The organism is Burkholderia sp. Z1 (genome assembly GCF_014893795.1).
GTDB classification, from domain to species: Bacteria; Pseudomonadota; Gammaproteobacteria; order Burkholderiales; family Burkholderiaceae; genus Burkholderia; species Burkholderia theae.
Genome location: NZ_JACFYL010000003.1, coordinates 748429 through 761672 on the forward strand (window position 1 = coordinate 748429; position 13244 = coordinate 761672).

12 protein-coding genes are annotated in these 13244 nt (G+C 68.3%); all 12 read right to left on the minus strand.

The genetic code is table 11. The annotated features are described in order from the left end of the window. Positions 1-209: 209 nt before the first annotated feature. Positions 210-1229: a cyclase family protein gene (locus H3H55_RS35400; protein WP_193102807.1), complete on the minus strand. Its 1020-nt coding sequence runs from the start codon at positions 1227-1229 to the stop codon at positions 210-212. Beyond that, positions 1226-2707, minus strand: a complete 1482-nt coding sequence (locus H3H55_RS35405) for an MmgE/PrpD family protein (protein WP_193102808.1) — start codon at positions 2705-2707, stop codon at positions 1226-1228. The genes H3H55_RS35400 and H3H55_RS35405 overlap by 4 nt, the downstream gene beginning before the upstream one ends. Continuing rightward, positions 2704-3576: an HpcH/HpaI aldolase/citrate lyase family protein gene (locus tag H3H55_RS35410; RefSeq protein ID WP_193102809.1), complete on the minus strand. Its 873-nt coding sequence runs from the start codon at positions 3574-3576 to the stop codon at positions 2704-2706. Before H3H55_RS35410 ends, H3H55_RS35405 begins: the two co-directional genes overlap by 4 nt. Then, positions 3573-4811, minus strand: coding sequence for a CaiB/BaiF CoA transferase family protein (locus H3H55_RS35415; protein WP_193102810.1), 1239 nt, complete (start codon positions 4809-4811; stop codon positions 3573-3575). Before H3H55_RS35415 ends, H3H55_RS35410 begins: the two co-directional genes overlap by 4 nt. Before the next feature lie 102 nt (positions 4812-4913). Then, entirely contained in the window at positions 4914-6077 is a 1164-nt protein-coding gene (locus H3H55_RS35420) for a quinone oxidoreductase family protein (protein WP_193102811.1), read from the minus strand. A gap of 58 nt (positions 6078-6135) precedes the next feature. Continuing rightward, on the minus strand, positions 6136-6723 hold the full coding sequence (locus tag H3H55_RS35425) for a hydrolase (RefSeq protein ID WP_048246495.1): 588 nt from the start codon (positions 6721-6723) through the stop codon (positions 6136-6138). Positions 6724-6731: 8 nt separating this feature from the next. Next, positions 6732-8228: an MFS transporter gene (locus H3H55_RS35430; RefSeq protein WP_193102812.1), complete on the minus strand. Its 1497-nt coding sequence runs from the start codon at positions 8226-8228 to the stop codon at positions 6732-6734. 387 nt (positions 8229-8615) lie between these two features. Continuing rightward, complete coding sequence (gene hutC / locus H3H55_RS35435; RefSeq protein WP_048246496.1) at positions 8616-9371, minus strand: histidine utilization repressor; 756 nt, start codon at positions 9369-9371, stop codon at positions 8616-8618. 71 nt (positions 9372-9442) lie between these two features. Further along, positions 9443-10936: an HAL/PAL/TAL family ammonia-lyase gene (locus H3H55_RS35440; protein ID WP_193102813.1), complete on the minus strand. Its 1494-nt coding sequence runs from the start codon at positions 10934-10936 to the stop codon at positions 9443-9445. Between the two features lie 7 nt (positions 10937-10943). Further along, complete coding sequence (locus H3H55_RS35445; protein WP_193102814.1) at positions 10944-11735, minus strand: ABC transporter ATP-binding protein; 792 nt, start codon at positions 11733-11735, stop codon at positions 10944-10946. A gap of 27 nt (positions 11736-11762) precedes the next feature. Next, positions 11763-12509: an ABC transporter permease gene (locus H3H55_RS35450; protein ID WP_193102815.1), complete on the minus strand. Its 747-nt coding sequence runs from the start codon at positions 12507-12509 to the stop codon at positions 11763-11765. 12 nt (positions 12510-12521) lie between these two features. Continuing rightward, positions 12522-13244, minus strand: a complete 723-nt coding sequence (locus tag H3H55_RS35455; protein ID WP_129518022.1) for an ABC transporter permease — start codon at positions 13242-13244, stop codon at positions 12522-12524.

The following is a 13244-nucleotide window of genomic DNA, read 5'->3' on the forward strand; positions in this document are numbered from 1 at the left end:
TTTAGTGCAATGCACAAGAATAGTCCAATCTTGACGTATCTATATTTTTAGGTATCGGACGATATTGGTTAAGTTTTTAAGTTAATGGAACCGTTTCACGTCGATTCTTCTGAATACCGTGCCAATCGGCCATTTAATTCGCGATTTTCGCAACCCGGTCGCGTTGAAAAAAATGCGGGCGGCCGCCGCCACAGCCGCCGCCCGCAGGCTCAAACGGTCGCGACGGGATTCGCCGGTGCGCCGACCAGGCCGCGGATATGCAACGGCGGCGCGGTCAGCAGAAACCGGTTCCGGCCATGCGCATGCAGCCAGTCCGCGAGCGGCGTCAGGTGCCACAGCTCGCCGAGATGAATGCCGAGCTTGAACAGGCACAGCTCGTGCAGCGGCATCAGTGCGCCCGGCTGCGGGAGCGGCTGCGCATTCTGCGGACGTTCCTCGATCGCATGGTTGTCGGCCACGAGCGCGGCCAGCCCCGATTCGTCGATCCACTGCAGCAGCCGCGCATCGCTGCTGTCCAGCACGCACGCGCTCGCGACCGTCGCCGGCGATCCGCCGTCGTCGTTCAGCAGCAGATCGGCGAAGCCGGTGTGAATGCAGACGATGTCGCCGCGCTCGACCTGCACGCGGTCCGCCTCCATCACCTGCATCAACTGCGCGAAGCCGACCTTCGTGCGCCCATCGCCGAAATGACGCCGCAGGTCGATCAGCACGCCGCGCCCCTGCACGCCCGTCTGCGCCATCACCTCGATGCCGAGCGCGCGCGCACCGCCCGTCGCGTCGCCTTCCTGCGGCACCCGCAGATGTTCGCCCATCCGGAAACCGTTGTAGAACACGATTTCAGGCACGCCGTCGTCGTCCGCGTCGAACACGCCGCCCACGTGCGACAGGCCGTCCCATTGCGTCGAGAACTGCGAGTGCATGCAGAACGAGTCGTCGCAGACCACGTCGGTTGCGTTGGCAACCTGTTCGTCGGCCCGATAGCCGAAGTACGGCTTGTCGCCGAGCAGTGCCGGCATGATCGCCGGCGGCCGGCGCCGCGCGTTCAGCCCGCCGCCGCGCGGCACGTCGAGCGGCAGGCTCAGCGAGAACGACAGCCCTTCCCGGACTTCGGCGACGCCCTGCCGCACCTTGTCCGGCGTCAGCCAGTTCAGCCGCCCCTTCTGATCGTCGGGACCGAAATCGCCCCAGTTCGAGCCGGGCGGCCGCTTTTTCCAGCGCGGTGCATTCAAGATCGGTGTCCTCCTTCAGTACCTGACGTCAGCGCCGCAAGCCCGTCGAGCGGCGCATCGTCGGCGAGCGCCTGCACCGCGTCGCGCAGCGCGAGCGCGCGCTCCATGCCGAGCGCCGAACTTGCCGCCAGCACGAATTTCGCGGTGAGTTCCTGTTCGGTCAGCGGCCGCGAATTCGTACCCTTGCTCGACTCGATCCGCACCTCGCGCACCTGCCCGTCGCGCAGCTCGACGCGCAGCACGGCCGGCAGGAAGTTCGGAAAACGCGTGTCGCACCACGGATCGGCCACGCAGCGCACCTTCGCGGCCAGCGCGCGCCGTGCGGGGTCCTGCGCAAGCGCATCGTCGAAATCGTCGAACCAGACGCCGAGCCCGCCGCCGCCGAGCAGCGCCGCAGCAACCGTGTACGGCCCCGAGAACGCCGCCGCATAACCGGTCGGCGGATTCGCCTTCAGCTCCGCCGGCTCGCCGATCGTGCGCAGCGTCGACGTCGCGACCCGCAGCTCGGCCGACACCACGTCCTCCGCCGTCACGCCTTGCGCCTTCAGTTGCAGCGCCGCGTCGATGCCCGGATGCGTGAAGTGGTTGCACGGATAGGGCTTGAAGATGATCCGGCTCGTCTCCCATTCGTCGCCGAGGCCGCGCAGCACCGCGTCGACGTCGGCGAGGTCGCCGCACCACGCGTGGAAGAAACCGAAGCGGCCTTCGAGCGCGGTCGGCGGCGCGGTCACGCCCGCACCCGCCAGTTCCGCCGCGCTCACGCCCGCGTGCGCCGCCCAGCCGCAGTGGATCCGCTTCACCGAGCCGCCGGTGCGGTTCGCTTCGAGCAGGCCCGCGCCCATGCTCGCGGCAATGCCGAGCGCCGCCGCGATCTGCGCGGCGTCGAGCCCGAACAGCATCGCCGCGGCCGCCGCCGCGCCGACCGTGCCGCAGATCGACGTCGCGTGCTGGCCGCGCTCGAAGAACACCGAATTGCCGAGCCGCTCGTTGTAAGCGGCGACACCGAGCCGGATGCACACCTCGGTGCCGACCGTGATCGCATCGAGCAGCGCCGCACCCGACGCGCCGCTCGCCTGCGCGGCGGCGAGCGCGGCCGGAATCACGGACGCGCTCGGATGCAGCACCGAGCGCATGTGCGAATCGTCGAAATCCATCGCATGCGCGAGTGTGCCGTTGACGAGCGCGGCGCTCGCGGCCGGCAGTCGGTCGGGCGCGCCGATCACGCTCGCCGGGCCGGTGCCGCCCCAGCGCCGCGCGACCTGCAGCACCGACTGCGCGACCGGTTCGTCGTGCGCGATCAGGCTGTTGCCGACCACGTCGAGCACGCGCGCGGCGGCCTCGACGCGCAGCCTGCGTTCCAGCCCTTCGGCGCGCACCTCCGCCGCAAAGCGGCCGAGCGCGCCGACGATGCCGTCGGGCGGCAACGGCCGGTTCGTCGTGGCCGCCGCCGGAGCGGAAAGCGTTTCGGGTGTGCTCATGCCAGTGCTCCACTGAGTCGAAGATTGTTCGCGAGCGCGAGCGTCACGCGTGCGTTGGCGATCAGCGGCGGCGCGACCACGCGGCCGTCCGGCAGCACGAATACCGACGACGCCGAGGCCTTGCCGGCCGCCGCATCGACCGCCTCGAGCACGCGCTCGGCCGCGCGGATCTCGTCCTCCGACGGCGTGAACACCTCGTTGATCACCGCGAGCTGCGACGGATGGATCGCGAAACGCCCGAGGAACCCCATCGATTTCGCGCGCAGCGTCGATTCCTTCAGCCCGTCGAGATCGGGCAGCGTGTGATAGACCGTCTGGATCGGGCCGCTCAATCCCGCCGCGCGCGACACGACCACGCAGCGCGCACGGCACACCTCGAGCGTGAAGTTGTCGACGCCGATCTGCAGGTCCGCGCGCAGGTCGCTTTCGCCGAGCCCGATCCGTTCGAGCCGCGGCGACGCGGTCGCGAGCTGGTAAGCCGTCTCGACGCCGTACGCCGACTCGATCAGGATCTGGATGCCCGCGTCGCAGCCGAGCGTGTCGAGCCAGCCCGCGACCTCCTGGATATGCTGCGGCAGATCGCATTTCGGCAGGCGCAGCGCCTGCAGTGCCGGCTGCGCGATCGCCTCGACGTCGTCGCGGCACCACGGGCTGCCGATCGGGTTGATCCGCACGTAGGTCGGCTTCGGCGGGCCTTCCGCGAGAATCGCGGCGGCCGCCTGGCGTGCCTCGGCCTTGTGGCTGGCCGGCACGGCATCCTCGAGGTCGAGCACGATGGCATCGGCTTCGCTTGCATACGCCTTTTCCACCACCTGCGCCTTGTGCGCGGGCACGTAAAGGTAACTGCGGTAAGTTGCGCTGGTTTTCATAGAACCCCTCGTTCGGTCAGATCGGCGATCTCGCGCCGTTCCAGTCCCAATGCGCCGAATACTTCGTCGTTGTGCGTGCCGCGCGCAGGTCCTCCCCAGCGGATCGCGCCGGGCGTGTCGGACAGCCGGAACGGCACGTTGTGCGTGCGGAACGCGCCGAGCTCCGCGTCGGGCACCGACACGACCGAGCCGAGTGCCGCATACTGCGGATCACGCAGCACATCGGCGACGTCGTAGATCGGCGCGACTGCCGCCTGCGCGCGCTCGAATTCGGCGATCACCTCGTCGCGCGTGCGCTGCCCGATCCAGCCGCCGACCGCCGCATCCAGCTCGTCCGCATGCTGCGCGCGCTCGGCGCCGTTCGCGAACCACGGTTCGTCGATCAGGTCCGCGCGGCCGACGAGGCGCATCACGCGCTCGGCGATGCTGTGCGCCGACGTCGACAGCGCGACCCACTTGCCGTCCGACGTGCGGTAGACACCGCGCGGCGAATTGTTCGGCGAGCGATTGCCGGTACGCTCGGGCACCCGGCCCGTCTGGTCGTAGCTCGCGACCTGCGCGCCCATCGCGGCGAGCATCGTCTCGATGATCGCGAGATCGACGACCTGGCCGCGCCCGGTGTGCTCGCGCGCCTTCAGCGCGGTCATGATCGCAAACGCGGCGGTCAGCCCCGCGACCGTGTCGGCAAGCGGAAACGACGGCAGGAGCGGCGGCCCGTCCGCCTCGCCGGTGATCGACGCGAGCCCGCTCATCGCCTCGGCCAGCGTGCCGAAGCCCGGCCGGCTCGCATACGGGCCGAACTGGCCGAAGCCCGTCACCCGCACGAGCACGAGCCGCGGGTTGATCGCGGACAGCACGTCGTAGCCGAGCCCCCAGCGTTCGAGCGTGCCGGGCCGGAAGTTCTCGACGACCACGTCCGCCTGCGCCGCCAGTTCGCGGAAGATCCGCTGGCCGTCGGCCGTGCCGAGATTCAGCGTGACCGCCCGCTTGTTGCGCGCGAGCACCTTCCACCACAACGGCACGTCGTCGCGACGCGCGCCGTACTTGCGCGCCGGATCGCCGTCCGGATGCTCGACCTTGATCACGTCGGCGCCGTAGTCCGCGAGCATCGTCGCCGAGAGCGGGCCCGCGAACAGCGTCGCGGCATCGATCACGCGAATGCCGTCGAGCGGCGCTCGTTTGGAGGCGTCCGACGCCGCACCGGCGTCGACGTCCCCGATTTCCACAGTGGCCATGCCGTTCTCCAGTCAAATGGATTGCACGGCGCGCCGCGCACCGACATCGTCTGCATGACTAATCAACATGCAAAGATGCGGGCGCGGCGCGCGACCTGTCGCTCAGACGGCGTTGATCCGGTAGATCGGGAAATACGTCTGGATCTTCCCGTTCAGGTAGTCGGACGCGAGCTTCGGCACCTCGTCGAAATCGAAGATCTCGGTCGGTTCCTCGCCGATCCAGCCGCTCGTTTCCTGGAAGTCGCGGATCGTGATGCTGTCGTCGTAGCGCCACGCATGCGTGTGGATGTGCAGGCGGCGGTTGATGCATTCCGTCGCGCGCAGGTTCCACAGGCGCATCCCGGTCTTCCAGCCGACCGTCGTGACGATGCCGGTGCGGCCGACCACGCGCATCGTCGAGCGATACAGCGCGCCGCCGAGGTTGTCGAGGAAGATCGCGACGCCGCGGCCGCCGCTCAATTCGGCGATCGTCTCCACGAACACGCGCTCCGACTCGCGATAGCTCGCCTGATACTCGGGGTCGGTCTTGTAGCGCTCGTCGTCATACGCGAGATTCGGGAACTTGCGGCGATCGACCGGCGTGATGCCGAGCTTCGCGAGCTCCTCGAGGCGCCGGTCGTTGCTCGCCGTCATCGCGACGCGAAAGCCCTCACGCTTCGCGAGCTGCAGTTCGGCGAGCGTCGTGCCGCCGCCCCAGCCGAACACCAGGTAGTCGGCCGGATCGACGTCCGGCAACTGCGAGCGCCAGCAGGCCGACGCCACCTTCCAGTTGTCCCACGCGGTGAAGTAGCGGCCGTACGTTGCCCATTGCAGCAGCGAATGCCGGCTGTCCGTCGGCACCGCCACGAGGTTGTCGGCGCGCATCTTGGTCCGCTGCGCCATCACGCCGATCGTGCCCGGCGCGTCGTATGCGTAGACGAGTTCGGCGAACCCGTATTCGTCACGCTTGCCGAACGGCATCACCATGCAGATCTCGCCTTCCTTCAGCGTCTTCACGCCGCGGCCGCGCTCGACGATGCGCACCAGCGCACCGTTGCCGAGCACGATCTTGTCCTCGCGGCGCTGCCGGCAGATGTCGACCGGATTGCGCGACAGCGCATGGTCGAGGTTCGCTTCCCACGATCCGTACAGCGGCTCGACCAGCACCTCGTCGGCTTCCAGATCGGAGAATTCGAAGGTTTCGCGACGCAGCTCGCCCGCCACGGGCGCCTGCTTCTTGCTCGGTTCCGGTCCTGCGTAAAGAACCCATGCATCGGTCTTGATCATCGTCATGCCTCGTTAAATGGCTCTGTATGAATGGTGCACGCCGAACACGCCGCTTCGTTCAGCGCGAAAACGCCTGCTCCAGTGCCGCCTCCACGTCGGCCGTCGCGGCCACCTGCCCGAGCTTCGGGAAGATCTGCGTCAGCGCGAAGGTCTGCGCGTCGGTGGACGACGTGCTGACCGCGTCGCTGACGACGACGACGTTGTAGTTGTTCTCGTATGCCTGGCGCGCCGTCGATTCGACGCCGATGTTGGTCGCGATCCCGGTCAGCACGATGTCCGTGATGCCGCGCCGGCGCAGCTGCACGTCAAGGTCGGTGCCGGTGAACGCGCCCCACTGGTGCTTCGTCACGACGATGTCGGACGGCGCCACGCCGAGCGCCGGCGCGAACGCGCTCCATTCGGGATCGAGATTCGGCGGCGCCGACGGCGCATCCGTCTTGACCTTCAGCGCCACGCCGCCGTCCGGCTGGTAGCTCGTGTGCACGTAGATGACGGGAAGCTGCAGCGCGCGGAACGCGGTCGCGAGCTCGACCGTCTTCGCCACGACCTGCGCGCCGGTGTACGGCACGACCGGCAGCGACACGATGCCGTTCTGCAGATCGATGGCGACCAGGGCGACCGTGCGATTGAGCGTCGGAATGGACATGTAAAACCTCACTTCTGTTGGGAGATGGAAGAAGCGGCGGCATCCAGGTGCCGGCTCGATGCTGCGTTGAGCAGCAGCAGCACGCTGATGACCGCCAGGACAATGGCCAGCTCGCGCAGGCCGCGATCGCTCGCCGGATGGCCGAGCGCCAGCCCGACGAGCGCAAACGACAGGCTGCCGCCGACATACTGCGCGGTGCGGTACAGCCCCGAGGCCGTGCCGATCCGGTCGTGCGGCGCGCTCTGGTAGAGCGCTGCCTGGTTGCCGAGATTGTTGAAGCCGTTCGGCACGCCGAACACGATCGACAGCAGCACGATCGACCAGACCGGCATCGCGCTGGTGAGGAAACTCATCACGACGCTGCCGACGCACAGCATCGCGGAGCCAATGATCAGCACCGGCCGCGAGCCGTGGCGGTGCGCGAGGCGGGTCGCGAGCATCGTCGCCACGGTGCCGATCCCGGCGACCGGCAGCATCACGAGGCCGGCATCGGCGGCGGACAGGTGCTTGGCTTCCTGCAGCCACATCGGCAGCGCATAGAAGATCGCGTAGAACACTGCGTAGGTGCCGACGCAGCGCAGGTACGTGCTCGTGAGGGCGCGGTTGTCGCTCAGCATGCGGATGTCGATCAGCGGTGTCGCGGCCCGCCGCTCGCGCCCGACCAGCATCGGGCACAGGACCAGCGTCGCGACCAGCAACAGCCAGTCGGGCTCGTGCGATACCGATTGCAGGAACAGCAGCAGGCTCGCGAGCGTCAGGACGAACAGCGCGACGCCCGGCAGATCCAGCTCCTTCAGCGTGCCCCGCAGCGTGCGGCGTTCCTGTGCGCCGCGCGGGACGACGTCGGCCGGAATCCACAGCCATGCCAGCACGAAGGCCAGCAGCACGATCGGCACGTTGATCCAGAAGATCGCGCGCCAGCCGGCGAACTGCACGAGCGCGCCGCCGAGCGGCGGCCCGAACGCGACGGCCACCTGCGCCGCGACCGAGATCGCACCGAGGCCGCCCGTCGGCGTCGCGCCGTTCGCGTGCCGCTGCGACCAGGTGCGGATCATCGCCATGCCGGCCGGATACGCGGCGGACGTGCCGATGCCGAGCGCGACGCGCGATGCGATCAGCCACCCGAGCGACGGTGCGAACGGCGCGAGTGCGGATGCGATCAATACGATCGCGAGGCCGATGCAGAAGATCCGCTTCGCACCGAACCGGTCGGCGAGCCGCCCCATCGTCGGCTGGCCGACGGCCGTCGCGAGATAGAGGCCCGACACGAGCCACATCGTGTCGATGCGTTCATGCCCCTGCGGGTTGAACGCCTGCTGGATGCTGACGAGCGCGACCGCGATCATCGACGAGTTCAGCGCGTTGAGCAGCGTCCCGAGCACGATCGGGCCCACCAGCCGGGTCGGCAGGCTCAGGCCCGCCGCGCGCGCATTGCCGCCGCCTGCCGGCGTGACGCCGGGGCGCGAGGGTGACGCTTCCGCAGGTCGATCGGGAGTCGTTTTCATGGCATCGTCGAGTGGTGAATTCGCTTCGTTCGAGCAAATTCGAACGTGCGTTCACCTTACCGGGACGATTGCCGTGAATGAAATGGATTGTTGCGATGCACACATTCGTCGCTTGAATGCAGATCGCGAACCGGATGCGCAAAAGCGGCCCCGGCAGCCCAGGGATGACGACGGAAAACTCGCCGTATCCCTTACCGGACGGCCCTATCCCGGGAACGCGACTGATTTTGCCGAGTGCATACGAAATGGTTTGCCCCGCGCGTCTCCACCGGCTGATGACCGTTTTATGCGGCAGTGCGGCGAGAATTCAGAGCGGTCGCTCTAGACCGGCACGATGAAACGCATATCGCTACGCGGGGTTGAGCCACCGGGAGGCGACCTGCACGCTCACACCTTCCCCGCCAGATGAAACCGCGATGCCGGATGCCACAAGCGCACCGACGTCGCGACATGCTCGCCGACCCACGTGCGGCGCCTCAATAACAGACACGGCTCGCCGATTTCCATCACGAGGTGCCGGCGCACCTGCGCGTCGGGCTTCTGCGCGTAGATCCGGAACTCCGCGCGCTGGATCGGCGCAAGCCGCACCATGTAGTGATTCGGCGTCTCGACCGTGAAGTCCTGTTCCAGATACGCGGGAAACAACGCCGGATTGACGTAGCGATCCTCGAACTGGATCGGCTCCTCTTCCTCGTAATGCACGATGCGCGAATGGAACACGGGCCCCGAACGCAGCCCGAGTGCTTCGACCGCCTCCTGATCGTCGCTGCTTTCGATCAGCAAGACGCGAGCGCTGTGCCGATGGCCGCGCTCCGCGATCTCGTCCGCAATGTTGCGGATTTCCAGCACCGTCGATTCGTAATGCCGCCGTTCGACGAACGTGCCGGCGCCCTGGATCCGGGTCAGCACGCGCTCGGCGGTCAGCTCGCGCAGCGCGCGCGACACCGTCATCCGCGCGACGCCGAACTCCTTGACCAGTTCGGCCTCGGTCGGAATCGCGCCGCCCGGCTTCCAGTCGCCGTTCGCGATCCGCTCGACGACGTAGCGCTTGATCTGCTGGTAGGCCGGCAACGCGCGCGCCGGCACGTCGTCGCCCGGTGCGCTCGCCTGCCGGCCGGCAAGTTGTCGTTCCGCTTCGTTCATGCGCCCTCGATCGAATGAATGATGGATCGCCCGCTGGCCGCCGCGATGTCACGACGGCCGGTCTCCCGCCGTTACATCACGGGCGGCGGCACACCCGCGACGATGCCGGCGGCGATCGCGATGTCGTCCGCGAGCGGCCGGTCGTCCCGGTACGCCGGCACGCGTTCGCGCACATGCCGCCACAGCGTGTCGGTGGGTGCGGCCCGCGACGCGCTGCCCGCCTGCAGATCGTAGGCCTGCGCGGCGGCCAGCAGCTCGATCGCCAGCACGCGCGTCGTGTTCTCGATGATGTCGAGTGCCTTCAGCGCGGCCGGCGTCGCATGGCACAGATGGTCTTCCTGCAGGCCCGACGTGATGCCGCCGTCGAGACTCGCCGGCCCCGCGAGCCGCTGGTTCTGCGCGACGAGCGCGACCGCCGTGTACTGCGCGATCATGAAGCCCGAACAGGTACCGCCCGGCGTCGCGAGGAATGCCGGCAGCCCGCTCACGAGCGGATTGACGAGCCGGTCGAGACGCCGTTCGGCGATCGCCGCGACCTGGGCCATCGCCGCCGCGAGACTGTCCATCGCCAGCGCGATGCCCGCGCCGACCGCATGCGCTTGCGAATGGACGGCCGGCGCATCGCGCGTGCCGGCCACGATCGGATTGTCGGTCACCGACGCCAGTTCGCGATCGACCACCTCCGCCGTCACGTCGAACACGTCGCGCGCCGCGCCGTGCACGTGCGGAATCGTGCGCAGGCTGAGCGGATCCTGCGTATGCCGGCCGCTTGCCGCCGCGAGCATGCCGCTGTCGGCGAGCAGCGCACGCAAGCGCGCGCCGACGTGCCCGATGCCGGGCGAAATCCGCAATGCAAGCGACGCCGGATCGAATGCGGCGAGCTGCCCGCCGAGGTTCTCGAAACTCATCGCGGCAACCCAGTCGGCCCAGTCCAGCAGCCGCTCGGCGCGGGCCAGCGCGAGCGCAGCCAGCCCCGTCACGCACGGCGTGCCGTTGACGAGGCTCAGTCCTTCCTTTGCGCCGAGCACGAGCGGCGCGCGGCCGATGCGACGCAATGCCTCGTCGCCGCGAATCCGCTCGCCGCGGTGGCGCGCGTGGCCATGGCCGATGCAGACGAGCGCGACATGCGCCATATGCGTCAGGTAACCGACCGAGCCGTGCGCGGGCACCTCCGGCAGGCAATCGTGTTCCAGCAACGCGACGAGCTGGTCGACGACGTCGGCGCGCACGCCGGAATGACCGTGCGCGTAGTTGTTGATTGCCGCCGCGACGATCGCGCGCGTTTCCGCCGCGCCGAGCGGTGCGCCCACGCCGACCGCGTGGCTCATCAGGATGTTGCGCGACAGCGTGCTCTGCTGCGCCGGCGACACGATCACGTTGCACAGTGCGCCGACGCCCGTGTTGACGCCATACGCGCGGATCCCGCGCGCGACGATTTCATCGACGAGCTCGCGGGCCGCGACGACGCGCATGCGCGCTTCGTCGGCGAGTGCAAGCGGTTCGCCCGCGGCCACCGCCGCGATCTGCCGCCAGTCGAGCGGCTTTGCCGAACGGAATACGGTCATGGCGGCCTCAGTTCGCGGAACGGTCGTGATGGCTCGATACGAACTGCCGGAAGCGCTCCGAGCACTGGCCGCCGAACAGATCACCCGGCGTGCCGTCCGAATCGACCTCGCCCTGATGCAGGAACATCACGCGATTCGACACGTGACGCGCGAAACCCATCTCGTGCGTGACGACCAGCATCGTGTGCCCTTCCTCCGCGAGCGAGCGCATTACGCGCAGCACCTCGCCGACCAGCTCTGGATCGAGCGCCGACGTCGGTTCGTCGAACAGCATCACCTTCGGATGCATCGCGAGCGCACGGGCGATCGCGACGCGCTGCTGCTGGCCGCCCGACAGGTGCGCCGGATAGTAGTCGCGCTTGTCCGCGAGGCCGACGCGCGCGAGCAGCGCCTCGGCCTCCTCGACCGCTTCCGCGCGGCTGCGCTTCTGCACGCGCAGCGGGCCTTCGACGAGGTTGTCGAGCACCGTCATGTGCGACCACAGGTTGAAGTTCTGGAACACCATCCCGAGCTGCGAACGGATCCGGTCGACCTGACGCCGGTCGCCCGGCTGCAGCTTGCCGTCGCGCGCGCGCTTCATCTTCAGTTCCTCGCCGGCAAGCGCGACGGTGCCGTCGTCGGGCGTCTCGAGCAGGTTCAGGCAGCGCAGGAAGGTGCTCTTGCCCGAGCCGCTCGCGCCGAGGATCGAGATCACGTCGCCTTCGTGCGCGTCGAGCGAAATGCCCTTCAGCACATGGTGATCGCCGAACGACTTGTGGATGTTCCTGACCGACAGGGCAACGGGAGCAGCGGTGTTCATCGGATTCTCCTGGAAAGAGGGATGCGCTCAGGACGCGACGCGCCGGGCGTTGCGCGCGGCGGCGGCCGCCTTGCCGGCCGGCTTCGGCGCGCGCAAGTGGCCCGACAGCCGCCATTCGAGCGCGCCGAGCACGCGCACGACGATGAAGTTCAGGCCGAGGTAGATGAGGGCCGCGCACACGAACACCTCGGTCGTCCGGTAGGTCTGCTGGATGATCTGCTGCGCGACGCCCGTCACTTCCCACACCGTGACGAGGCTGGCCAGCGCGGTCGACTTGACGAGCAGCACGGCTTCGGTCGAATACGCAGGCAGGCACTGTCGCAACGCGATCGGGCCGATCACGCGCCGCAGCAGCGCGAAGCCCGACAGGCCGATCGAATAACCGGCCTCGATCTGCCCGACCGGCACGGCCATCAACCCGCCGCGCAGAATCTCGGCCGTGTAGCCAGCGGTACACAACGCCAGCGACAGCACCGCGCACACATACGGTTCGCGCAGCAGCGGCCACATGAAGCTCTCGCGAATCACGCCGAACTGGCCGAGCCCGTAGTACACGAGGAACATCTGGATCAGCAGCGGCGACCCGCGAAACACGAGGATGTATGCGCGTGCGAAGCGGTTCGGCAGCCAGTGCGGCGACACGCGCATCGTGACGATCACGAGCGACAGCAGGCCGCCGAGCACGAGCGACGCGAAGAACAGGCCGAGCGTGGTCGGCACGGCCGCGAGCAACTGGCGCAGCGTGTCGAGGAGGAAGTCGAAATCGATGGACATGCGTGCTCTCCGTCAGTTGCGCGCGAAATTGCGGCGGAACGAGCGGCCGACGATCGCCTCCGCCCGATTGAACACGCGGTTCGACAGCCCCGTCATCACGAGGTAAAGCGCGCCGCCCGCGACGAAGAACACGAAGTACTGGTGCGTCGAGTTTGCGGCAATCTGGCTCGTGCGCAGCAGCTCGGCGAGCCCGGTGACCGAGATCAGCGCCGAGTCCTTGAGGCTCAGTTGCCACACGTTGCCGATGCCGGGCAGCGCGAAGCGCAGCACCTGCGGAATCAGGATGCGGCGCAGCACCATGCTGCGCGGCATGCCGATCGAGCGGGCCGCTTCGAGTTCTCCCTTCGACACGGCCAGCACGGCCGCACGGTAGACCTCCGCCTGATACGCGCCGGAGATCATCCCGACCGCCAGCGCGCCGATCACGAACGGCGGCACGCCGATGAAACCTTCCGCGCCGAACCACTGGCCGATGGTCGTCACGAGCGTCGAGCCGCCGAAATAGAACAGGTAGATGACGAGCAGTTCGGGCACGCCGCGAAACACCGTCGTGTAGAGATCGCCGAGCAGGCGGGCGCTGCGGTGGCGCGACAGTTTCGCGGCGGCGATCGCCGCGCCGATCACGGCGCCGACCGCAAGCGCGGCGAGCGTCAGCGCGACCGTCATCAGCGCGGCAAGCAGCAGCACACCGCCCCAGCCTTCGGTTCCGAAGCCCAGCATTTCAAGGATCGCCAT

Bases quoted from the DNA above. Each gene is read 5' to 3' on its own strand.
- H3H55_RS35440 (WP_193102813.1), bottom strand. From the start codon at position 10,936: ATGACCGTATTCCGTTCGGCAAAGCCGCTCGACTGGCGGCAGATCGCG.
- H3H55_RS35445 (WP_193102814.1), bottom strand. From the start codon at position 11,735: ATGAACACCGCTGCTCCCGTTGCCCTGTCGGTCAGGAACATCCACAAG.
- H3H55_RS35455 (WP_129518022.1), bottom strand. From the start codon at position 13,244: ATGGCGATCCTTGAAATGCTGGGCTTCGGAACCGAAGGCTGGGGCGGT.
- H3H55_RS35450 (WP_193102815.1), bottom strand. From the start codon at position 12,509: ATGTCCATCGATTTCGACTTCCTCCTCGACACGCTGCGCCAGTTGCTC.
- H3H55_RS35410 (WP_193102809.1), bottom strand. From the start codon at position 3,576: ATGAAAACCAGCGCAACTTACCGCAGTTACCTTTACGTGCCCGCGCAC.
- H3H55_RS35430 (WP_193102812.1), bottom strand. From the start codon at position 8,228: ATGAAAACGACTCCCGATCGACCTGCGGAAGCGTCACCCTCGCGCCCC.
- H3H55_RS35415 (WP_193102810.1), bottom strand. From the start codon at position 4,811: ATGGCCACTGTGGAAATCGGGGACGTCGACGCCGGTGCGGCGTCGGAC.
- H3H55_RS35425 (WP_048246495.1), bottom strand. From the start codon at position 6,723: ATGTCCATTCCGACGCTCAATCGCACGGTCGCCCTGGTCGCCATCGAT.
- H3H55_RS35405 (WP_193102808.1), bottom strand. From the start codon at position 2,707: ATGAGCACACCCGAAACGCTTTCCGCTCCGGCGGCGGCCACGACGAAC.
- H3H55_RS35420 (WP_193102811.1), bottom strand. From the start codon at position 6,077: ATGATCAAGACCGATGCATGGGTTCTTTACGCAGGACCGGAACCGAGC.
- hutC (WP_048246496.1), bottom strand. From the start codon at position 9,371: ATGAACGAAGCGGAACGACAACTTGCCGGCCGGCAGGCGAGCGCACCG.